This window comes from Salinivibrio sp. IB868 (assembly GCF_001995655.1).
Classification (GTDB): domain Bacteria; phylum Pseudomonadota; class Gammaproteobacteria; order Enterobacterales; family Vibrionaceae; genus Salinivibrio; species Salinivibrio siamensis.
Window position 1 is genome coordinate 21,724 of sequence record NZ_MUEW01000012.1, and the last position, 22,293, is coordinate 44,016.

20 protein-coding genes are annotated in these 22,293 nt (G+C 49.8%); 8 read left to right on the plus strand and 12 right to left on the minus strand.

All coding sequences use genetic code 11. The annotated features are described in order from the left end of the window. Nucleotides 1–501: 501 nt before the first annotated feature. Both BZG20_RS12975 and BZG20_RS12980 read left to right on the plus strand, forming a co-directional pair. Nucleotides 502–1,452, plus strand: a complete 951-nt coding sequence (locus BZG20_RS12975; RefSeq protein ID WP_046075979.1) for a slipin family protein — start codon at nucleotides 502–504, stop codon at nucleotides 1,450–1,452. Nucleotides 1,453–1,458: 6 nt separating this feature from the next. Next, nucleotides 1,459–1,938, plus strand: a complete 480-nt coding sequence (locus tag BZG20_RS12980) for an NfeD family protein (RefSeq protein ID WP_046075978.1) — start codon at nucleotides 1,459–1,461, stop codon at nucleotides 1,936–1,938. Nucleotides 1,939–2,251: 313 nt separating this feature from the next. Here the strand turns inward: BZG20_RS12980 and BZG20_RS16090 are convergent, their stop codons facing one another. Then, nucleotides 2,252–2,425 carry a hypothetical protein gene (locus BZG20_RS16090; RefSeq protein WP_167369758.1) on the minus strand — a complete coding sequence of 58 codons (174 nt, stop codon included), beginning with the start codon at nucleotides 2,423–2,425 and terminating at the stop codon, nucleotides 2,252–2,254. Nucleotides 2,426–2,688: 263 nt separating this feature from the next. On the opposite strand from BZG20_RS16090, the gene metC reads away from it, so the two are divergent. Further along, nucleotides 2,689–3,882 carry a cystathionine beta-lyase gene (gene metC / locus BZG20_RS12985; protein ID WP_077579275.1) on the plus strand — a complete coding sequence of 398 codons (1,194 nt, stop codon included), beginning with the start codon at nucleotides 2,689–2,691 and terminating at the stop codon, nucleotides 3,880–3,882. A 68-nt stretch (nucleotides 3,883–3,950) separates the two neighbouring features. Here metC and BZG20_RS12990 read toward each other — a convergent pair whose 3' ends face one another. The 5 genes from BZG20_RS12990 to BZG20_RS13010 form a co-directional block, all read right to left on the minus strand. After that, nucleotides 3,951–5,549: a methyl-accepting chemotaxis protein gene (locus tag BZG20_RS12990; protein WP_077579276.1), complete on the minus strand. Its 1,599-nt coding sequence runs from the start codon at nucleotides 5,547–5,549 to the stop codon at nucleotides 3,951–3,953. 238 nt (nucleotides 5,550–5,787) lie between these two features. Next, nucleotides 5,788–7,026, minus strand: a complete 1,239-nt coding sequence (locus BZG20_RS12995) for a glycine betaine/L-proline ABC transporter ATP-binding protein (protein ID WP_077579277.1) — start codon at nucleotides 7,024–7,026, stop codon at nucleotides 5,788–5,790. Beyond that, a complete protein-coding gene (locus BZG20_RS13000; protein WP_077579278.1) occupies nucleotides 7,019–7,915 on the minus strand; it encodes a proline/glycine betaine ABC transporter permease in 897 nt (298 codons plus the stop codon). Before BZG20_RS13000 ends, BZG20_RS12995 begins: the two co-directional genes overlap by 8 nt. Before the next feature lie 67 nt (nucleotides 7,916–7,982). Next, a complete protein-coding gene (locus BZG20_RS13005) occupies nucleotides 7,983–8,978 on the minus strand; it encodes an ABC transporter substrate-binding protein (protein WP_077579279.1) in 996 nt (331 codons plus the stop codon). A gap of 168 nt (nucleotides 8,979–9,146) precedes the next feature. After that, nucleotides 9,147–9,686 (minus strand): isochorismatase family protein, encoded by a 540-nt coding sequence (locus BZG20_RS13010; RefSeq protein ID WP_077579280.1) that lies wholly within the window; start codon nucleotides 9,684–9,686, stop codon nucleotides 9,147–9,149. 159 nt (nucleotides 9,687–9,845) lie between these two features. On the opposite strand from BZG20_RS13010, the gene BZG20_RS13015 reads away from it, so the two are divergent. Beyond that, on the plus strand, nucleotides 9,846–10,715 hold the full coding sequence (locus BZG20_RS13015) for an EamA family transporter (protein ID WP_077579281.1): 870 nt from the start codon (nucleotides 9,846–9,848) through the stop codon (nucleotides 10,713–10,715). A 23-nt stretch (nucleotides 10,716–10,738) separates the two neighbouring features. Here BZG20_RS13015 and BZG20_RS13020 read toward each other — a convergent pair whose 3' ends face one another. After that, nucleotides 10,739–11,722 carry a lipid A deacylase LpxR family protein gene (locus BZG20_RS13020; protein WP_052708152.1) on the minus strand — a complete coding sequence of 328 codons (984 nt, stop codon included), beginning with the start codon at nucleotides 11,720–11,722 and terminating at the stop codon, nucleotides 10,739–10,741. Between the two features lie 138 nt (nucleotides 11,723–11,860). Between BZG20_RS13020 and BZG20_RS13025 the strand changes: the two genes are divergently transcribed. The 3 genes from BZG20_RS13025 (at nucleotide 11,861) to viaA (ending at nucleotide 16,073) form a co-directional block, all read left to right on the plus strand. Further along, nucleotides 11,861–12,691 carry a rhodanese-like domain-containing protein gene (locus tag BZG20_RS13025; protein ID WP_077579282.1) on the plus strand — a complete coding sequence of 277 codons (831 nt, stop codon included), beginning with the start codon at nucleotides 11,861–11,863 and terminating at the stop codon, nucleotides 12,689–12,691. Between the two features lie 249 nt (nucleotides 12,692–12,940). After that, nucleotides 12,941–14,608 (plus strand): AAA family ATPase, encoded by a 1,668-nt coding sequence (locus tag BZG20_RS13030; protein WP_046075969.1) that lies wholly within the window; start codon nucleotides 12,941–12,943, stop codon nucleotides 14,606–14,608. Next, nucleotides 14,595–16,073: an ATPase RavA stimulator ViaA gene (gene viaA, locus BZG20_RS13035; protein ID WP_046075968.1), complete on the plus strand. Its 1,479-nt coding sequence runs from the start codon at nucleotides 14,595–14,597 to the stop codon at nucleotides 16,071–16,073. The genes BZG20_RS13030 and viaA overlap by 14 nt, the downstream gene beginning before the upstream one ends. On the opposite strand, the gene BZG20_RS13040 is transcribed toward viaA, so the two are convergent. The 4 genes from BZG20_RS13040 to BZG20_RS13055 all read right to left on the minus strand — a co-directional run bounded on the left by BZG20_RS13040 (nucleotide 16,057) and on the right by BZG20_RS13055 (nucleotide 19,791). Continuing rightward, nucleotides 16,057–16,959: an EamA family transporter gene (locus tag BZG20_RS13040; RefSeq protein WP_077579283.1), complete on the minus strand. Its 903-nt coding sequence runs from the start codon at nucleotides 16,957–16,959 to the stop codon at nucleotides 16,057–16,059. The two genes, viaA and BZG20_RS13040, sit on opposite strands and share 17 nt — an antisense overlap. A 136-nt stretch (nucleotides 16,960–17,095) precedes the next feature. Next, nucleotides 17,096–17,890: an ABC transporter ATP-binding protein gene (locus tag BZG20_RS13045; RefSeq protein WP_046075966.1), complete on the minus strand. Its 795-nt coding sequence runs from the start codon at nucleotides 17,888–17,890 to the stop codon at nucleotides 17,096–17,098. After that, nucleotides 17,887–18,798 carry an ABC transporter permease gene (locus BZG20_RS13050; protein ID WP_046075965.1) on the minus strand — a complete coding sequence of 304 codons (912 nt, stop codon included), beginning with the start codon at nucleotides 18,796–18,798 and terminating at the stop codon, nucleotides 17,887–17,889. Before BZG20_RS13050 ends, BZG20_RS13045 begins: the two co-directional genes overlap by 4 nt. Before the next feature lie 24 nt (nucleotides 18,799–18,822). Beyond that, nucleotides 18,823–19,791, minus strand: a complete 969-nt coding sequence (locus BZG20_RS13055; protein WP_077579284.1) for an ABC transporter substrate-binding protein — start codon at nucleotides 19,789–19,791, stop codon at nucleotides 18,823–18,825. Between the two features lie 506 nt (nucleotides 19,792–20,297). On the opposite strand from BZG20_RS13055, the gene nhaD reads away from it, so the two are divergent. Beyond that, nucleotides 20,298–21,728 carry a sodium:proton antiporter NhaD gene (nhaD, locus tag BZG20_RS13060; protein WP_046075963.1) on the plus strand — a complete coding sequence of 477 codons (1,431 nt, stop codon included), beginning with the start codon at nucleotides 20,298–20,300 and terminating at the stop codon, nucleotides 21,726–21,728. A gap of 108 nt (nucleotides 21,729–21,836) precedes the next feature. Here nhaD and BZG20_RS13065 read toward each other — a convergent pair whose 3' ends face one another. After that, the gene (locus BZG20_RS13065) at nucleotides 21,837–22,277 is read right to left on the minus strand and encodes a universal stress protein (RefSeq protein WP_046075962.1); all 441 of its coding nucleotides are present in this window, start codon (nucleotides 22,275–22,277) and stop codon (nucleotides 21,837–21,839) included. Nucleotides 22,278–22,293: the final 16 nt, after the last annotated feature.

The following is a 22,293-nucleotide window of genomic DNA, read 5'->3' on the forward strand; positions in this document are numbered from 1 at the left end:
TCTTCAGGACAACTAACTTTCCAGCCTAGCGGTAGGGTGTTTCGATGTATCTATATTCAATTGCTGCATAAATTTCCGATTATCAAAGCTGCCAAGCAGCTTCAACAGGACCACGCGTTATTTGCGCGTCAGTTTACCATTGGTTGCAACATGGTGTGTCTACGACCAATAGTTCGTCAACCAACACGGTTGAACATTATCGAGAATACACCCAAAAGAGTGTGAGGTAAATCTATTTTGCGGATGAAAGAGGCAACTTTGTGTGAGCTTGTTGTGAAAATGAGAGCATGGCCTGATAACTGTGTTGTATCGACGCAAAGAGCCTCATAGAAAAGCGATCTAGATTGCGAGGAGTGTCAAATTAACCGTTGGATGATGTCTTTTTATGCTGACAATAACGTATCATAAAACGCGATGAGTAACGCCGTAAACACTTGTGTGCGCGCGTTTGTGTTTGTTTATGCGAGTCATGATTGTGACCCGCAGTGATAGGGCTTCTCCATGGATACGATTTTTTTAGAAACGTCGAGTTTTATTGGCGTCTGGGTAGTGCTGGCGGTCTTAGTGATCGTGGTACTACGCGGTGCGATTAAGTTTGTGCCACAAAACACGGCTTATGTTGTAGAGCGATTTGGTAAGTATTACAAGACGATGGAAGCGGGTCTCAATTTCATCGTGCCATTTATCGATCGTATTGGTTATACCAGAACATTAAAAGAACAAGCATATGATGTACCCAGTCAATCCGCGATCACGCGAGATAACATTTCGCTCGTTGTTGACGGTGTCTTGTACATCAAGGTATTGGATCCGTATAAAGCGTGCTATGGCGTCGATGATTATGTGTACTCCGTGACTCAGCTTGCGCAAACCACCATGCGTAGTGAAGTGGGTAAAATGGAGCTGGATAAAACGTTTGAAGAGCGCGAAAGCTTAAACACCGCGATTGTCTCTGCCATCAATGAGGCCGCTCAGCCATGGGGCGTTCAGGTGCTGCGTTACGAAATCAAGGATATCGATCCACCTCGCTCTGTTCTCGATGCCATGGAACGTCAAATGAAGGCTGAACGAGAGAAGCGTGCGGTTATTCTTGAGTCAGAAGGGGCGCGTCAGTCGGATATCAACGTTGCTGAAGGTCAAAAGCAGGCCCGAGTCTTAGCGGCGGAAGCAGAGAAATCTGAGCAAATCTTGCAAGCGGAAGGTGAGGCGCAAGCCATTATCGCGGTTGCCGAGGCGCAAGCCGAAGCACTTGAAATCGTAGGGACACGAGCAATAACAGAGGAAGGCCAAAAAGCCATCCAGTTGGAGCTCGCAGAAAAAGCGATCAAGGCGAAACAGGCGATTGCCAAAGAGTCCTCAGTCGTACTGTTACCTGATTCTGGAACGGGTGCAGCGAATGTGGTTGCAGAAGCGATGACAATTATTGATACACTCAATAAGAGCAAAGCGTAAAACAGGATGTTTAGTGTGAGTATCTACCTCGCAGAATTAACCGTGATTGTGGGCTTGTTACTGTTAGCCGTCGAAGTGTGGCTGCTTGGCTTATCGACCATTGTTTTGTTAGCAACCGGTGTTGCTGCCATTTTGGTGGGACTGTTGGCGATGGTCGGTGTTGTACCAGAAACCGTTACGGCGTTATTTAGCAGTACTGGGATCGGTGCAGGCTTGTTAACTGCCATGCTGTGGCGCCCACTTAAACAGCTACAACGCGGCGGACGACGTCCGGATAATCGTCATAGTGATTTTATCGGGTTGATATTGACGCTCAGTGAGCCGTTGAGCCGAGAGCAGCCTTCGACGATTAAATACTCAGGCGTCACTTGGCAACTGCGACTCAGCTCGGCCGCCGGTGATTGTACATTGCTGGCTGGCGAACAGGTCAAGGTCGTGGGTGTTGATGTTGGACGATTTACGGTCGAGCCCATATTGCCGGAGTAAGAGACACTCTCAGTATCTCGTCATGACAAATAGACGTTGATGGCATGAAAAATAAAAAGCTCGGTCGCAATGCCGAGCTTTTTTATTGCGTATCAGCCTGTGATTTAGGCTTTTTTTAGTTGCTTTTTGAGCTTCTTCAGCTTGCTTTCCTGTTTTGCAACTTTCGCTTTTGCTTTCTTAATCGATTTTTTCAAATCTTTTTTTGACGCTTTTGCCATGGTTTCTCTCCTTATTGATGATTTGCCGAAGCGTTTGCCACTGCAATACAGCTTCAATGCTGTGGACGGGGCCGGCATGTCCACCCCAAGTGTGATCACGATGATTTATTCGTTTCGTGGTCTTTTAAAAACTGTTTAATAAATCGGCGTATTTCCCGTGCTGCGGACGTATCCAGTTCGTCACAGGCCTCTAAGAATGCATCCCGTTGCTCACTATTGATTCTTATCAGTAACTGGCTATCTTTCTTTGTTTTTTCTTTTTTCGCCATGCTAATTCGCCTATCTTTTAGATATACAATGTATATACGTTTTTATGGTAGTGCTAGGAGAGAATGGTGAAATTGTGATCTACTTAGTACTGTAAACAATAGTCAACACGGGTATCAATAGGCTGAACGAGTTAGTGCTGAGCGCTATGACATATAGCCAAATCGATGCCATAAAATTTTATTTGGCCATCTAAATGTCTTTACTGCCTTTATGTAAATCCGTAGGCTATTAGTCAGTCAACCTAGGATGAGTGAAGTGAACGATGGAAAAGAAACACAGTCGTACGCAGCTAATACATGCCGGACGCCGTAAAGCCTATACCCTTGGTGGGGTCAACCCAGTCGTACAGCGCGCCTCTTCAATTGTTTTTGATACATTAGCCGAGAAAAAGCACGCGATTGCCAACCGTCACCAGCAAACCTTGTTCTATGGCAGACGCGGAACCACTACCCATTTTGCGCTTCAAGATGCCATGACCGAGCTTGAGCAAGGAACGGGGTGTGCACTCTTTCCCTGTGGTGCGGCGGCCATCGCAAACAGTATTCTCGCGTTTGTAAAAGCAGGTGACCACATTTTGGTCTCAGGATCGGCGTATGAGCCAACTCAAGATTTTTGTCAGAAAATTCTCGCCGATATGCAGGTGACGACCGAGTATTTTGATCCTCTCGAGGGTGCGGAGATTGGTCAACGTATTACGTCAAATACACGCGTTGTGTTTCTAGAGTCACCAGGTTCTTACACCATGGAAGTGCACGATACGCCGGCAATCGTTCAAGCGGTAAGAGAAAGAGCGCCAGATGCGATTATCATGATGGATAACACGTGGGCAGCAGGTCGCTTGTATCAACCGTTAACGCAAGGCGTGGATATTTCGATCCAATCTGGGACCAAGTATATTATTGGTCATTCGGATAATATGCTAGGTACTGCTGTTGCCAATGCGCGCTGCTGGCCGACCTTGCGCGAGCGCGCCTATTTAATGGGACAAACGGTCGATCCTGATACCGCTTACCAAGCCGCTCGCGGATTGAGAACCTTGGATGTACGCCTTGCCCAGCATCAGGATAATGCGTTACAGGTAGCCAATTGGCTGAATGAGCAAACCGAAGTAGCCAGTGTGCTCCATCCTGCATTTGCAGATTGTCCTGGGCACCGCTATTTCGCGCGAGATTTTACAGGCAGCAATGGGCTCTTTTCGTTTGTGTTTGATCAGCGTTTGTCTGATGCGCAATTGGACGCTTTCTGTGATCATTTGCAGCATTTCAGTATGGCTTACTCATGGGGCGGCTTTGAGTCGTTGTTGTTGGCCAATCAGCCAGAGCAACTCAATCGCATCCGGCCTGTGGGTAAGGTGGATTTTTCCGGCACACTCGTCAGGCTACATATCGGATTAGAGGACGTTGACGATCTGATTGCCGATCTGGCGGCCGGTTTCGCACGCATTAATAATGTCTAATCCACATAGCCCCTGTGAAAAAGGGGCGTCCTCGATGCGCCGCGAAGCGCCCTTATCACATCAAGCTATTAGGTTTGAAATTGGTCAGTTAATTGCGTCAACGCGCTGGATTGGTGGCTTAACTGACCACTGACATTACTGGTCGTATCGATTGCCTCGGTGAGTGATTGGCTACCTTGTTTGAGCGCGCGACGCTGCTGGGTGAGGTGAGCAATTTCTTTATGCTGAGAGCCCAGGGCTGCTTCAACTTCCGCGCTGAGTTGTTCAAGCCCTTGGAAAGTGGTATGCATCTCGCCTAAATAGCCCTGCAGTCGGACACTGGCTTGCTGATTGTCGGCACTGGCTGACTGTGTTTCCGTTAGTAGATTATTGGCGGTATCAACTTGGCCGAGTAAGTCATTGATCCAGTTTCGAATATCGCCAGTTGATTGTGCTGTGCGTTGAGACAAACTTCTCACTTCATCAGCGACGACGGCAAAGCCTCGCCCATGCTCACCAGCGCGTGCCGCTTCAATCGCAGCATTGAGGGCCAGCAAATTGGTTTGCTCTGCAATGCCCTCAATCACATCCATGACGCCGGCAATTTGGTTACTGGTTTGTTTCAAGGTTGCCATGGTACTCGACACGTTTTCCACCACCTTGACGCTATGGGCAATTGAGGCTTCTGTCGCACTCATTTGCGTTTGAATTTCATCATTGTCCTGAGAGACTTTGCCGATGTACTCACGGGTATCATGAATGGCGTTGGCGATTTCTGTGGTTGCGCTTTCCATAACGGTCAGGGATTGCGCGACATCGTTAACGTTTTGCCGTGTTTGCTCGTTAATCGTCGCCACTTGCGTGCTTTGTTGGTCTAAGGTATCTGACTGTTGATCAAGCGCTGATGTCCGCGATTGTATATCGGTGACAAAGTGACTGAACTTATCGAGCAGGTTATTAGATGCCCGAGCGACGGCACTGACTTCATCCTGATACTTATCGAATAAACGCACGGAGAGATCGGAGCGCTTATCGATATCCGTCAGGGACGTGGCAATATGATCCAGGCGCACCACCACGGTTTTTCGTAGCCAAGTCATCAGTACTAAGGCCAGCAATAGTGTGATCCCACAACCGACATAGACGATGTTCGATTGCTGATGCAAAAAGGTAATAAGCGCGCCGGCAGAGTTTTTCGCGTTATCTTGACGCTCGGTCAGCTTTTCGTTGATGGCCGCTAACATGGGGTCAACGGCAGGGTAGAGATCAAAGTCCACGAGACGCCCGGCATCGTAAAAGCTTTTACTGTCGACCGTTTTAGCAAGCTTGGTGAGGTATTGGTCGAACTTCTTTTTACCTTCTAGCTGTTCGGCACGCCAGTCCGACAAAGACGGATACTGTGACAACGCTTGCCAGCTCTGTTGATAGCGTTGTTGAAGCTTTTCAAACTCAGGGGTGATCTCGTTCCAAAATAAGACTTGTGCTTTGATTTTTTGCGACAGATTGACGAGGTCGCGGTGATCACGCTCAAGAGCTAAAAGCGCCCATACTTCGGGAAGTTGATGATTTACATATTCGGCTGAGGCATCCGCGGAGCGAGCCGATATCCAAAGTGCGAGACTACCGAGTCCGATGGTCGAGGCGATAAAGAGGGTGAAGGCGATCAATAACCGCTGTCTTACGCTCATGGTACTTCCTGTCAACTGCCTAATCTAAATATGCGCCGCAGCTTAAGGAGCCACTGTTTCAGTAGAATGACAGATGTCTCAGTAATGTGATTTGCGAGTGAAATCACTGTTCATTTTTATGAACATGACGCGGATAGCGTCAGTGACGAGGCTGAAAAATGGTGGAGAAAAGCGCGACAACAAAAAAGCGCCCCGCCTGAGCGGGACGCGTTCACAGTCAGCGAGAGTGCGTTATTGGCTAACTGGCTTTTTTCGTTGAGTCTTTGTCGTCAGGTGCGGCTGCGTGTTTGTGGCCACTTTCACTGAGAATACTGGCCACTGTTTGCCGTGAGAGGTGCCCAATTAGCTCGCCTTGATTATCAAAGACGGGTAGCGGCCATTTTGACTCCAACGTATCTGGGATGACGGTTTCCAATAACGAGTCTTGCTCAATGGCAGGCACGTCTTCGAGAAGACTTGCCTCGATATCACCGCTTGGATCTTTGTCACTGAGGTTTTTTTGACTCAGGGTGCCTTGATAGCCTTCTTCTGTGATGTAATAGCCATAGTTGGCCTTTTGCTGACGCATCTGCTGAATCGCATCGCCAATCGTGTTGGCGCTGATACGACAGATTTGTGGCTGCATCACGGTTTCGACCGTTAATGCGCGAGCACGGTTGACGTCTTTCACGAAAGCCTCGACGTAGTCATCGGCCGGTTGGAGCAATATATCGACAGGCTCTCCGACTTGTACGAGCTTACCATCACGTAAAATGGCAATACGGTCACCAAGCCTCAATGCCTCGTCCAGATCGTGAGTGATAAAAATGATGGTTTTGTGCAATTTTTCCTGTAATTCAATCAGCTGGTCTTGCATCTCGCTGCGAATGAGGGGGTCAAGGGCAGAAAATGCTTCGTCCATTAGCAAAATTTCTGCATCCGTGCAGAGGGCGCGTGCAAGGCCGACACGTTGTTGTTGCCCACCAGATAGTTGCGCCGGATATTGATCGGCGTAGCCGTCAAGACCCACAGTCGACAACCATTGTTCCGCTTTTTGATCGCGTTGCGCTTTTCCCTCTCCTTGGATTCGCAAACCAAATCCAACATTTTCTCTCACTGTACGGTGAGGGAGTAGGCCAAAACGTTGAAACACCATGGACATCTTATGGCGTCGAAACGCCTGCAACTCTTTTTGCGAGTGCTTCATGATATCGGTGCCTTCGACGCGGATTTCACCCTCGGTGGGATCAATCAAGCGATTGAAATGACGAATTAAGGTCGATTTTCCAGAGCCCGACAGGCCCATGATCACAAAGACCTCACCGCGGCGAATGGATAGATTAATATCACTGAGTCCAATGGTATGCCCTGTTTCTTGTAATAAGGCATCTTTACTTTTTCCTGCTTTGACCGCAGGCATTACCTTTTGCGGGTGGTCGCCAAACACTTTATATAGGCCTTGGATCTCAATTAAGGTGTCCTGGACTGGCTTAGTCATGATCGCCTCCTTTGAGATGCTGCTGGGAACGTTTGGCGTAGCTTTGAGACACACGATCGAAAATAATCGCAATCACCACAATGGCGAGACCATTGAGAAGGCCCAAGGTAAAGTATTGGTTAGTAATCGATTTAAGTACAGGCTGTCCAAGGCCCGAAACACCAATCATCGAGGCAATGACCACCATCGCCAGTGCCATCATAATGGTTTGGTTAATGCCTGCCATAATGGTTGGCATTGCTAGGGGGAGCTGGATCTGGAATAAACGCTGAAAACCATTGGCGCCGTAGGCTGTGGCTGCCTCTAACACATCTTTGTCAACTAACCGGATCCCCAGGTTTGTCAAACGAATCACCGGAGGAATCGCATAGATAACCACCGCGATCACCCCGGGGATCTTGCCAATACCCAGCAACATCACCACTGGGATGAGATACACGAAGGCGGGCATGGTTTGCATAATATCCAGTAACGGCGTGACCACGGCTTGGGTACGATTGGACTTGGACATGGCAATGCCTATCGGCACACCCACACCAATAGCGACCAGTGTACACACCAAAATGATACTCATGGTGCTCATGGTATCTTCCCACATGCCCAAATAGGCAATCAGGGTGAAAGAAACAGCCACAGCCGTGGGGAGCTTCCAAGAGCGACTGGCGAGGTATGCAATACCGGCAAGTACGGCAATCACCAGCCACCAAGGTGTGGCGAGGAGTAAGTCTTCGAACCAAACGAGAAAGTGGAGGAGGGGGTCAAAGAAGGCTTCAATACCTTCACCATATTCGCGGGAGAAGTCGCGATACGCGCCGTCGAGTGTTTGTCGAATAGCGAGCAGATCACGCCTGCTCATTTCTGGCACTTCCGTTAGCCATGAATCAGCCATTGTTATTGTTCCTATACTGCTTAAGGAGAGCCAGCGCAGCGGCAGCTCTGCGCTGGCTGTTTCAACGTTACAGGGCGTCTTTTACTTTTTCAGCGACGTCACTGGGTACCCACTGGGTCCAAATATCTTCATGATTGATGAGGAAGTTGGTCATCGCGTATTCCCCATCGGCCTGGTTTTCTTCCATCCAGGCGAGTAAGCCATTCATTTGATCGTTAGTGAAACCACGCTCTTTCAAGTAAGTCAGCGCTTCGGGGGCGCGAGTGGCAAAGCGTTCTGTTACCACGGTATCAACGTCAGCCGCCGGATACATGGTTGCTTGCGGGTTCATACAATCGTTCGAGGTAATACAGTCCTTGTAGTGCTGTACGTCTGTTCCTGTCTCAAAGTCCACTTTTACCATGTCATATTTGCCCAACACAGCAGTGGGTGCCCAATAATAGCCAAACCACGCTTCTTCTCGTTCGTAGGCTTTGGCGATTGAACCTGCAAGGCCTGCACCAGAGCCCGGATCGACAATTTCGAAGCCGCTGTCAGCCAACTCTAAAGCTTCAAACTGGTTTTCTGAGGTAATTTGGCAGTTCCAGCCCGCGGGGCAGCCATAAAAAGCGGATTTGGAGGCATCTTCTGGATGGGGAAACAAATCAGCATTCGCTTTGATCCCTGAAATGGTCTTCAACTCAGGATGTTTTTCGACCATGTAGCGTGGAACCCAAAACCCTTCTTCGCCGCCTTCAACAAATGCACTACCGGCGTAGCGAACTCGACCCTCGTCGATACCGCGCTGCAGGCCTTCACGCATCGAGTTACTCCAAAACTCGGGGGCAATGTCGGGTTCACCTTTTTCAATCATCGAGGTGCCCGTTGGCATGGTATCACCAGGCACAAGCTCGGCATCGCAGCCGTAGCCATGCTCTAAAATAAACTGATCGATGTTGGCAATCAGGCTAGCAGAATTCCAATTCATATCGGCGATAGTGACTTTGCCACAGTGGTGGTCGTCTGCGCTGGCCGGTAATGCCGATAGCGACAGGATAGCGGCTGAGAGTAGTCGTTTGTACATATGCTTCCTTTCCTTTTCAAACATGCGTCCCAAATAATATTAGACCACTAATTAAATTGTTAGGAGGCAAAATGAGGCATAAGTCTCACTTTACCGTTTTGCAAATCCGAAATTTGCTCATTGTGACCACCAATACGTGATATCAATCATTAGAGATCTACTGAGTGCTTACTTGATGAGTGACAAAAACGCTTTAAAGTCCGGCCCCCCTGCGTGTTGTTGCCACTCAAACAACAAGGCTTCGACCACGGTGATCCAAGCACCATGCTGCTGCATCATTGCGATGCCACTTTGATGGTGTACAGGGTGACAGGATGACATCCCGTCCGTGACAAGATGCACATGGTAGTGATGGCGAAGCAGATCACAGGCGGTTTGATACACACAAATATGTGTTTCAATGCCGCAAAGAATCACCTGTTTACGGTTCAGTGAACGCAATGTCTGCGCTACACGAGGCTCGGCAAAGGCACTAAAGGTGTGTTTGGCAATGGGCGTGTTGTTTGGCATGAGGCCGGCGAGCGCCGACGTTGTTGCACCAAGCTTTTCAGGCAGTTGTTCTACCCAAACGACAGGCACATCGAAGTGTTCGCAACCGCGCACTAATTGGGCCACTTTTTGGTGTAATTCCTCGCTACCCACCACTTTTTGCGCCAGCTTACCTTGTATATCAATCAACAAAACGACGGCATTTTCGGTATTAATCATTCTAGTATCCCCCTGTTTTACCAATAAATAAGCATAGCAGCTCCACTTCATTGCGCTGGCGAAGTTCGCCCTCAACTATTTATCTTTAAGTAAAGATACTTGATGTTGATCAATGTGTCGGATAATCTATCTTCACATAAAGATAAATGGAGACAGGTTATGCATTATTTCATCGCGATTCTCGCCCCCATTTTTTGGGGAAGTACTTATTCGGCGGTTGCATTGTACTTGGGGGATCTTTCCCCTTACTGGATGGCGGTCTGGCGGGCGCTGCCTGCAGGGATCTTAATGCTGTTGATCAGTCGCCGTGGTTTACCCTTGAGTTTGCCGAGAATGCTCGCAGTGAGCTTTTTCAATATTGCTGCTTTCTTTTTACTGCTATTTATCTCGGCATATCGACTACCGGGCGCGGTGGCGGGGACGTTAGGAGCCACCTTACCGCTCGTTCTGATGCTGTTGCAGTGGTTAACCGAAGGAAAACGGCCAGAGCCTAAGCTGCTTAGCTTGGCAGTACTCGGGCTATTGGGAGTGGGATTGTTGCTGAATCCATCCACAGACATCGATTGGGTGGGAGCGGGCGCAATGCTATTAGCAACCTTCTTTGTCGCGCAGTCAACATTGTGGATGAAGCGATGGGAAGCGAAAGATATTTTTGGTCTGACCGCATGGCAGTTAGTTCTTGGTGGCGTGATGCTCGTGCCGTTTGCATGGGGCTTGGCTGGGCCGCCGCAAGCGCCAACACTAGACGCTTTACCAGGTCTAGCGTGGATAATCGTACTGAATACCGCCGTTGGCTATTGGGCTTACATTCGCTCAATTACCGTGCTGGGCCCCAATCGTCAGTCGATCATCATGTTCCTCAATCCGCTTACGGCCGTAACCCTGGGGGTACTCTGGATTGATGAGACGCTACAACCGCTGCAATGGTTGGGTATTGCGATGATTCTCGCGTCTTTGTTGTGGATGAAATTCTCCGATAAATTCGCGCTACCGCGTAGTGCGAAAACGGCGGCGGCTCCCTCAAGATAATGGAAAAGGGAATGACACTATCGCTAATAGCGATAGTGCACTGTCCAAGACACGTAACTGTAGGTGTTATCGATAGCTTGTTCATAATCTTTGGTATGCAGTACGACACTGATATCCGTGCCCCAGCGAGGTTGATAAAACGCTACCCCAGCTGCGGCACTGGCTTGCCAATGCGTCATATCGATGTCTGCATTTTCTGGCGGCTTATCGCCATTGATGGTGATGTCATTGGCACGGTAGCGACCTTGGATAGCCGTATACAAGAAGGCACCTTGTTCACTGGCCTCAAATAAGCGGCTATCGAGGTGCCGGCCGGGCTCATAACTGATTCCTCCATACGTGTTGGCGAGATCCAGCCCCACTCGGTAGCTAAGGCCTGCTGACAGCTCACTACGGAAGTTGCCAATATCCGCACGTCCAGTCACTCCCCATTCTTGATGCTCGCTACGGTGTAAAAGCTGGTGCCGCTCATAGGCAAGCTGTGCCACCGGGGTATTTTCCACTTGATAGTCCCAGCCTTTAGGATCGGGAGAGTCAATGACATCATGAACATAAGACTGCCCTTCTTCCGTTTGTGACGCGGGACCAACCATACCAAGCATCAGTGACCACTTATCGACCCGTTCTGGCGTCTGCTGGTAGATACCGGGCTCGATAAATATCAACCCTGCATAAGGGCGTTCCTCGGGTTGAGGCGTGGTATAGGTAATATCATTGGGCGTCCACATCATTTGCCCAATATCCACACTCCAGCCTTGCCTTGCCGACTCGTTGAGCGGAAGTTGCTCGGCAAACCAACGAATAGGCGTGACAGACGCACGAGTGAGATCATCTGACCAATCCGCATGCCAATGCGCATAAACACCACTGGTGTATTGGTTGTCGACCCCTAATGGGCTGTCGTTTTCAATCGTTAATCCAAAGCCAGCCGCCAAGGCCGTGCTAGGCGCGAGTAGCAAAGTGGGAAACAGTAAAATAGTGCCACTGATCACGCGAGACGGTGTCATTCACATCCTCATTTAGTTGCATCTTCAATGCGAGGCTCTCAGTATGAGTAAAAACGCAGGCTGACACCAGATGAGAAAGGTCAATATCTTGTGAAAGAGTGGTAAGCCGTCAATCAACGATGAAAAGGAACCGTCAAAATGTCAGTGTTTGTAACCGCCGAATGGATGGCTCAGCGCCTCGATACCGTGATCCCTGTCGACGCCAGTTGGTTTATGCCTGATGTGTCGAGGGATAGCGTTCAAGAGTGGCAACAACGTCGGATTCCGGGGGCCGTTTTTTTTGACTTCGACAGTCGTATCAAAGACCCCACGTCTAGCTTGCCCCATATGTTGCCTGATGAAGAGCGCTTCGCCCAGCATATGGGCGCATTAGGCATTGCGTCGCAAGATACCCTGGTGGTGTATGACACCCAAGGATTGTTTTCAGCGGCGCGTGCTTGGTGGATGTGTAAAGTGATGGGTCATCAAAATGTGTTTATCCTAGATGGTGGGTTACCTGCATGGATGGCCTCAGAGGGGCTGATTGATAATACCCCGCCGCAGCCACGTGTCGAAGCGACCTATCAGACGCAGTTTAAACCGTACCGCTACATGGATGGTGCCACCTTGGCAGACAAACTCGCCGTGATGAATGTGATTGATGTTCGTCCTGAAACACGCTTTTATGGCAACGCCCCTGAACCGAGAGAGGGGATTCGTAGTGGTCATATGCCTGGCGCCACGAATCTTCCCTTTGCCACGTTGACCGACCCACGAGGCTTTGTGATCAGTGAGCGTGAAGCGCGATCGACCGTGTTACCCCACTTAAGTGATACGCGGGTTAACGTAGTAAGTTGTGGCTCGGGGGTTACCGCGTGCATTTTGGCCGCTGTGGCTGAGCACTACTTCGCCTACCCTGTGGCGGTTTACGATGGGTCATGGACTGAGTGGGGTGGCCACTCACACTGGCCCGTAGTGAAAGCAGGTTAATTATCAAGCAATGACAAGAGGGGGTGTCGCAAGATTGACTTGAGAGTGATCTATGTCACTATCTGACAAGTGCGCTAATGATATATCGACATATTAATTAATATTAGTTTACATAATAGTGTGTTTTTTGTGCAGTTGGTCAGCTGGTTAATGGCAAATAGCGCTTGGCTTGCCATGATTAATCAACAAGCGCTTCGTGGTTATCAAGCACAAAAATACCCTGTATAGCGATGAAAATCGGAGTATCACTTGTCTCAAAATCTTGCCACCGTCAGTCAACGTGCTTTGCTACCTGAGCGTATAGCCAGCCTCATCAATGCGCTTTCCAGTGGGGTGTACGAGCGCGAACATACCATCAAGATGTGTCTGTTGGCCGCGCTTGCCGGTGAAAGTATCTTCTTACTTGGCCCGCCCGGGATTGCGAAAAGTTATATCGCTAAACGATTGATCGAGGCGTTTGATAACAGCCAGTTTTTTGAGTATTTGATGACCCGGTTTTCTACGCCGGAAGAAGTATTTGGCCCGCTCTCGATTCAGGCGCTGAAAGATGAGGGCAAATATGTACGCTTGACCGATGGCTATTTGCCTAACGCCGACGTTGTCTTCTTGGACGAAATATGGAAAGCAGGGCCGGCTATCCTCAATACCTTGCTGACCGTGGTCAACGAACGCACCTTTAAAAATGGCGAGCATGTTTATCCTGTTCCTATGCGTTTATTGGTGACAGCGTCCAACGAATTACCCGAGCCGGACAGTGGGCTCGATGCCTTGTACGATCGCATGTTGCTACGAGTGTTCGTCAATCGGATCCAAGAGAAGAAAAACTTCAAACTGATGCTCACCGAGCCCAGCCAGGATGAGGCAACGGTGGCCGATAAGTTGAAAATTAGCCATCAAGAATATCAGCATTGGCAGACCATTATTCCCACACTGGATCTGCCTGATGCGATATTCGAAAAACTCTACACCCTAAAACAACGGGTAGAAAATGCCGGCAGTGAGCAATCACAGTTCGACCCAAGTGAGCTTTATGTGTCGGATCGCCGGTGGAAAAAGGCAGTGCGTTTGCTAAAAGCGGCCGCTTTTTTCAATGGTCGTGACGAAGTCGCGCCACTGGACTTATTGTTACTGGAAGACTGCCTATGGCATAGCCCAGAATCGCGCGATGTGGTGCAAACGGTAATGCAGGCATTTGCCAAAGAAGTCCTGTTCGATCAACAAGAAGTACTCGCCTTGATCGATGACGTCAAAGTGGCATTAGAAGAGATTGAGCAAGATACGGCTGAGGCGCTGACCTATCGACAAGATACGGCCACCGCTGGACTCACGCGCAAAGCAATGATTGACGTGAGTCAGTCGCCTCGCTTCACGGTCAACCAAAGTCGAGATTTGGTTCGTTTTGTCCTACTTCGGGCCAACCCATCGGTTTCAGAGCAAGAAAAAGGTGACAGTCGCTGGGTGTATCTCGATGCGGCCGACATTGAGAAAAAGTTGAAAACAGGCAGCACAGACTTGTATGGCTATGTGAATAAAAACAATCATCTGTGCCGGCTCACGTTAGAGTGGGATGCGCAGCACGCCTTGGTCATTAAAGATATCGCTAATCGACCTGTACCTATGGCTTTGGTGGGGGTTAACGATCCGAGCGAATCGCAGCTAGCAGATTGGAAGCAACAAACCGATCATGCGCTTGAACAATTGCAGCATGCGCAGTTTTTAATTCGTCGCGCGCGCAGTCAACTCAATGCCGGATTACCACATTTATTTGCGCAACCGGATCTGCTGGAAATCGCATCAGCGAGTTTGGTGGATGTGGAACATGAGGTAAAAACGCAGATTGATAACCTAGAGCGTCAAGTTAATCGTTTAGCGCGCTTAGGTGAGTTCTTCTCAGGAGCGAGCCATGCTGAGTGCTGAGAGCTTGAACATGGGGTTGATGCTCGCGGAGTCTGGGTTACTGGATGCGGCGATGACAGAGTTGATGTCTCACCCCCAGTTACTCGTGTTGACGGAACGAAGCCCAGCGATTAAGCGAGCCGTAAAAAAACAGCTTCAGCGCTGGCGAGGGCAAACGAAACGCAAGCTGGTGCAGCAAGGGCTGTCAGCTTCCTTGAAGCAAGAAATTCAATACTACGAGCAGGCCACCGAAAAAACCGCGCGCGCGTTTGAAAAAGAGATTGATACTTTACTGAGCCAATTAAAATCGGTTTCTTCGTTCTATCCGCAGGCGGAAAAGCTCGCCGCCCATCAAGCTCAGCACGCCGATCCCATGTTTCAGTCGTACTTTTGCAATAAATGGCACGCGCATTTAAAAGCCGAAATACAAAAAAATCAGTCCGACAGTGTTGAGGCGCAAAAACAAAAGCTCTTGGAAGATTTGTACCGCCGGATTTCAACCTATCAGCAAATGGATGGCGTTGACCAGTCGGGCGATATCAGCAAAGTGGGGCGGCTGTGGGATATGGCGGCGAGCTCTCTTTCTCAGCAAGACGTCACCTTGCTTAAACGGTTTATTGCTTTTCTAGAGAAAAATCCAGAGCTTCAGGCAATCGCGGAACAACTCGGGCGCATGGCCAATCAGGTGAATCTTTCTGGGCCAAGCCAACAGCCCACTGAGACACTGAAAACCAAACCAGAGCGTCAGGTGGATGTGCCGGACGATATCACGGGGATTTGCCAAAGTGATCGGGTTGATCGCTTGTTGCCCAATGAAGCCGTGTTGCTCGCGGATCCGGCGCTTGAAGTAGTGTTTTACAAGCAACTGGTAGACAAACAGCTCCTCAATTATCAGTTTTCTGGTAAGGCCTACCGTCGTAAAAAAGTGGAGACGCACGCGCCTAGTCAATCTATGCCTGAAAAAAAGAAAGGGCCGTTTATCATTGCGGTGGATGCCTCTGGTTCCATGAGCGGTTTTCCAGAGCAGTGTGCTAAAGCCCTCGCGTATGTATTGATGCGGATTGCCGCCACTGAGCACCGAGACTGTTACGTGATGCTCTTTTCCACGGACCATATTAGCTACGAGTTAACCGGTGAGCGCGGTTTGCAAGAGGCGATGAGCTTTCTCTCTTACCGTTTTCATGGCGGCACAGATATGACGCCAGTCATTGATAAAGCGCTCAACCTGATGGAAAGCGATCGCTATCAAAACGCCGATCTGGTGGTCGTGTCAGACTTTATCGCGCCTAAGCAATCGGATGCGATGATAAACAAAGTTGAGGCACTGAAAGCCAACCACAATCGCTTTCATGCCGTAAGCCTGTCCAAATATGGCAACCCCAGCCTAATGGCCATGTTTGATCACTGTTGGCGGTATCAGCCGTCACTCGGTGGCAGGCTGCTGAATCAGTGGTGGCCGGGCAAATCATTTACAGCGCAGAAGTAGGTCTGGCACGCGCTTTTAGTCCCAACCAGCGGCCAATGCGCCGACCCAACACAGACAGGCTCAAGCCAGAGACAATCAAGGCCGCGCCAACCCACTCAATCATCGATAAGGTTTCTCCCAACCCGATTGACGCTGCCGCCATACCGACAATTGGGATCAATAGCGCAAACGGGGTGACTGAGGCTGAGGTGTGCTGGTTGAGCAACCATCCCCAGATAGCGAATGCAACCAACGTCGACAAGTAACCCACGTAGGCAACAGAGACCCAACCTGATAACGGTGTGGCTTGCAACAAGGCAATAGGCTGGTGGGTCTCAAACCAATACGAGAGGGCAAACAGTGGTAGCGGTGGGATTAAGCTCACCCAAACCATAAAATGCATCAGGTTAACGCCTGGCATTTGTTTCATCACCATGTTGGCGACTGCCCAGAAAAAGCCAGCGGCAACAATCATCGCCACGCCCGTGAGTGTCGCGCTTCCCGTAGAGGCAACAAAAAATAGCCCAAACCCGGAAAAAGCCACGATAAGTCCGATGCGTTGCGGCACGGTAACATGCTCTTTAAGCACCAGAGCGCTTAGCCCGATAGTAAAAATGACCTGTGACTGCAAAAGTAGGGAAGCGATGCCGGCTGATGCATCGTCTTGCATGGCAATAAACAGCAAACTAAATTTAATGACGCCTAGGCTCAGTCCCACGGCGAATAGTTGCCACAGTTTTACCTTAGGACGCGGAATAAAAAATACCGCCGGCAAGGCGACGATAAAAAACCGTAACCCTGAGAACAAAATGGGTGGCAAGGTTTCCAGCCCAACTTTAATGACGGAAAAGTTGACGCCCCAGATCAGTACGACCAATAAAGCGAGCAGAACGCTTTGGATGTTCATAGTCAGTCCCTTACTAAGATACCGCTACCCTAGCATGGAATACTGGCTATCACGAAAAATCTGGCAATAAGAATAGAAAATTGGGCGCTTATTCGAAAATAAGCGCCGTCTGTTTTCCTTGATGTGAAAGGCTGAGTCAGCCGAGCAGCAAACTGTCGTCGGCAAGGGTTTCGCCACGGACTTTATTGAACATTTCCAGCAGATGCGGGACATCCATATTTTTGCGTTCATCACCGTGCACATCGAGAACAATATTGCCTTGGTGTAACATCACGGTGCGATCGCCACAGGCCAAGGCATCTTTCATTGAGTGAGTGACCATCATCGCCGTGAGGTTAAACTCATTGACGATGGTTTTGGTCAAATCAATCACGAATGCGGCCATACGTGGATCCAGCGCTGCGGTGTGTTCATCAAGCAGTAAGAGCTTACTGTCTGACAGTGTTGCCATGACCAAACTTACCGCCTGGCGTTGGCCCCCTGAAAGCAGGCCGATGCTGTCACCGAGCCTATCTTCTAACCCTAACCCCAAAATCGCAATGCGCTCTTGGAATAATTGACGCCGTTTACTGCCAAGCGCACGTGTCCAGCCCCGGCCTTTTCCACGCCGATAGGCTAGGGCTAAGTTTTCCTCAATGGTTAACGAGGCACACGTACCCGCGAGTGGATCTTGAAACACCCGAGCGGCGAGGGTGGCTCGTTGGTGAACGGCTTTTTTCGTCACATCGATGTCGTCAATCATGACCTGACCACCAATCATCGGGGTTTCACCTGTCACTGCACCCAACAAGGTCGACTTCCCCGCGCCATTGGAGCCAATGATGGTGACGAACTCTTTTTCAGGAATCGTGAGATTAACGCCTCGTAACGCGCGGTTCTCCAGCACGGTCCCAGGATTAAAGGTGACTTGAATGTTGTTAAGCGAGATCATCCTGACACCTCCGCCTGTTTCGCACGTTTTGACTTTTGATATTGCTGGCGCATTTTAGGCGCAATGAGCGCAACGGCAACCAGTACCGCGGTCACCAAGTTGAGATCAGAGGCTTGCAAGCCAAACATGCCACTCGACAGCGCGAATGCGACGGCGAGACGATAGAGGATAGAGCCTAAAATCACCGCGATAACGGCTACCCAGACTTTACGCCCAGGGATGAGCGTTTGTCCCAATATCACCGCGGCGAGCCCCACCACAATGGTGCCGACGCCAGAGGTTACATCCGCAAAGCTATTGGTTTGCGCAAATAGTGCCCCCGCAAAGCCGACAAAGGCGTTGGATAGCGCAAGACCAAAGTAGGTATACATCGCGGTACTCCCACCTTGGGCTTTCACCATCCGTGCGTTGACCCCGGTGGCACGTAGCCCAAGACCGAAGTCACTGGCCAATAAGCGGATGACGAGGAGGCCACTAATAATCACTAATACGCCCACCACTAAGGGGCGAAGATAGGCTGGGGCAATCCCGAGTGATTCGAACGGGGTGAGGATGGTTTCTTCCCCGAGCAAAGCGATATTGGGGCGTCCCATGATACGGATGTTGATAGAGAAAGCGGCAATCATGGTCAAAATACTCGAGAGTAAATTGAGGATGCCGCATTTTACGGTCAAAAAGGCGGTGACGAGACCAGTGATCCCCCCGGCCAAAATAGCCACTGCCGTCGCTAGCCATGGGTTATAGCCAGCGACGATCATGGTTGCTGCGACGGCAGCACCCATTGGGAAGCTGCCGTCAACGGTCAGATCAGGAAAATCCAAAACACGGAATGTCAGATAGACCCCGAGAGCGACCAAGCCATAGATCAGCCCAACCTCTAAGGTGCCGAAGAACGCAATTGCAGTCATTTACTACTCCAAGACTGATACAAACTAGTCTACGATGCGTGAGGCGCGATCTAAGATAGACGCAGGCACCTCGAGGCCGAGTTTCTTAGCCGCTGCGCGATTGACAGCAAGGTCTGACCCTTCCGCCACTTTAGCTGGCAATGATGAAATCGGTTTGCCTTCCAGCACTGCGGCAACATAATCTGCGGTTTGTACGCCAACCGAGTAGTAATCAAAGCCTAATGCCACCACGGCACCATTAGGGGTATAAGAGGTGGAGCCGCCGATGACGGGTTTGCCGGCTGAATTGGCCGCTGCCACTAAGCCATCAATGGCACTGGCGACTGTATTGTCTGTTGGGGCATAAATCACATCAGACTGTGTCGCAACGACTTGTGCGGCAGACTGGACGTCGGCACTTTTTAGTGCTGTCCCTTCGACCACTTTAATCCCATGTTGCTCAGCGGCTTCTTTTAGCAGCTCAACTAAGGTGACAGCGTTTGCTTCGCCCGGGTTGTACACCACGCCAATAGAGGAAAGGTTGGGTAAAAGTTCTTTGGCCAGTGCGACGTGTTGTGCCACAGGGGAAAGATCAGAAAGACCTGTCACATTGCCGCTCGGGGCATCCATGTTTTTGACCAGCTTAGCGCCGACAGGGTCGGTCACGGCGGTGAAAATCACTGGCACATCACGGGTAGCGGCCGCGAGTGCTTGTGCCGAGGGCGTCGCAATCCCGACAAGTACATCCGGCTGTTCGCCGACATACTGGCGAGCGATTTGTACCGCAATAGCAGGGTTACCTTGTGCAGTTTGATATTTAAAATCGAGATTCTCGCCCTGGGTATAACCCTTGGCAATTAGCCCATCCAATAGACCATTGCGGGCGGCGTCAAGTGCCGGGTGCTCCACAATCTGAGAGACGGCGACACGCGCCGTTTCAGCCAGGGCGGAGGTGGTCGTTCCCACTGACAGCGCAGCCGCGCAGACGATGGCCGCGAGTTTAGGTGCTTTCATAGTGACTCCCTTCTTCGAACTATGCATCCCAGCAAGATAGCAATGATGCGTTTGCGATGTTGTGTAAGTGTTATTTTTTGGTTTTTTCAATGAGGATGACTAAAATCATTCACTTTTTATTTAAATCTAGTCGATTTTTGCTGACTATGACAGCGATTACCAACTAGTAAGTTGATATTATTAATCTTGACAGTAACCCATGTCACCTCTTTTTTACGGTTGAAACGTGCTTAGTAATAGACGTTAACGCCATATTTGTTAATATTATGTTCGCTTTTGTTCTGCGGTGACCTATCCGTGCAAAATAAACAATTGATACATTGCACGATTGCCACAGAGCACGCTTTTTAAACTGTCTTTTAATGGTGAGAAATGTGTCACCACGCCGAGGCGACGCGATTTGTCTCTATGGCGGGTGGTCGGTCAATAAACAGTCGGAAACAGGCTGATTAACACGACTTAATTGTCATATCAGAAGTAAGGAAACAAAATTTGGAGGCTCAAGGATGAAGCGTTTGGTTGCGGCGTTGGCAATGGTATCGCCAACGGCTTTTGCCGCTACGACAGGAGAAGGGCTGGATTTAACTCAGTCTTGGGTGGGCTATGCGTCTTTGGCAATCTTTGCGGTTGCCTACAGCTTAGTGATGCTAGAAGAAAAGCTTCACTTGCGAAAATCGAAGCCTGTTTTGCTGGCGGCTGGCTTGATTTGGCTGCTCATTGGTTTTGCTTACTCTCAATGGGGCAATATGGCACCGGCGCATGCCGCGCTGGAGCACAATCTGTTGGAGTACGCCGAGCTATTGCTGTTCTTGTTGGTGGCCATGACCTATATCTCGGCGATGGAAGAACGGCGTTTATTCGATGGCTTGAAAGCGTGGATTTTGAGTAAAGGCTACGATTTGAGAAGCCTGTTTTGGATTACTGGGATCCTATCTTTCTTTATCTCGCCAGTGGCGGATAACCTTACCACTGCACTGTTGATGTGTACCATTGTGCTAAAAATTGGCGGTGATAACCCTCGGTTTATTAATCTGGCTTGTATCAACATTGTTGTGGCGGCAAACGCCGGCGGTGCATTTAGTCCCTTTGGCGACATCACCACCTTGATGGTGTGGCAGGCGGGCAAAGTGACCTTTGCCGAATTTGGGGCCTTGTTTATTCCGTCTGTGGTCAATTACGTGATCCCCGCCTTTATCATGTCGCTATTTATCCCACGTACACAACCGGATGTGATGCAAGAGCATGTCGAGCTCAAACGCGGCGCTCGTCGCATCATGGTCTTGTTCTTGCTCACTATCGCCACGGCGGTTGCTTTCCATGGCTTTATCCATTTCCCGCCGGTGATGGGGATGATGATGGGCTTGGCTTACCTGCAGTTCTTTGGTTTTTATCTGCGCCGCACACTGCCGCGCTCGTTAGCGCGTAAACGTGCTATCGCTGAGGCGAAGAATGACGAAGCGGCATTACGTCGACTGGGGTCAGTGGTGCCTTTTGATGTCTTCCGCCGCATTTCCCATGCCGAGTGGGACACCTTGCTTTTCTTCTATGGGGTCGTGATGTGTGTTGGCGGCCTTAGCTTGATTGGTTACTTATCGCTCGTCTCGAATGTGATGTATCTCGAGTGGAATCCTATTTGGGCGAATACACTGGTTGGGATTTTATCTGCGGTGGTGGATAACATTCCGGTCATGTTTGCGGTATTAACCATGAGCCCTGATATGTCGCACGGTAACTGGCTATTGGTGACGTTAACGGCGGGTGTTGGTGGTAGCTTGTTGTCGTTAGGCTCAGCGGCCGGGGTGGCCTTGATGGGACAAGCCCACGGCAAATACACCTTTTTTGGCCACCTAAAATGGGCACCGGTGATCATGCTCGGTTACCTTGCCTCTATCGGTGTTCACCTGGTACTGAATAGTCATTATTTCCACCTACAATAAAAGCGCTGCAAACAGTGATAAAAAAGGCCAGCATCTTTCGATACTGGCCTTTTTCTTGTTGTGATGACCGAGTGTGCGTTACAACGCGGAAAACGCCATCACGGGTGATTAAACCACCATAGTGGGACAATGTGCCCGCCCTGCCACACGATGGGAGACACTGCCGAGAAACATACCGTCTTTGTCTGAGTGGGTGCCATGCGCGCCCATCACAATCAAATCCACCTCTTTGCTTTTCGCAAACTTGATGATGGTTTTGGAAGGGCGCCCGCCTTTGACAAATCCGCGTACACTCTCGCCACCGTTTTCGACTGCATGTTGTTTGGCTTGCTCAACAATGTTGCGGGCGTATTCGCTCAGGGTCTGGTCGGGGATCTGCAACCGATCGGGGCGAACCATCGATAGTGATGCCTCAAACAAACTGTGATGTTTAAACACACACAATAAGTAGAGCTCAGCATGGGTGAGTTGTTGCAACTCAATCGCTTTATCTAACGCATTTAACGCAGAATATGAGCCATCGACGGCAACCAGTATTCGTTTAAACATCCAATCACTCCTGTTG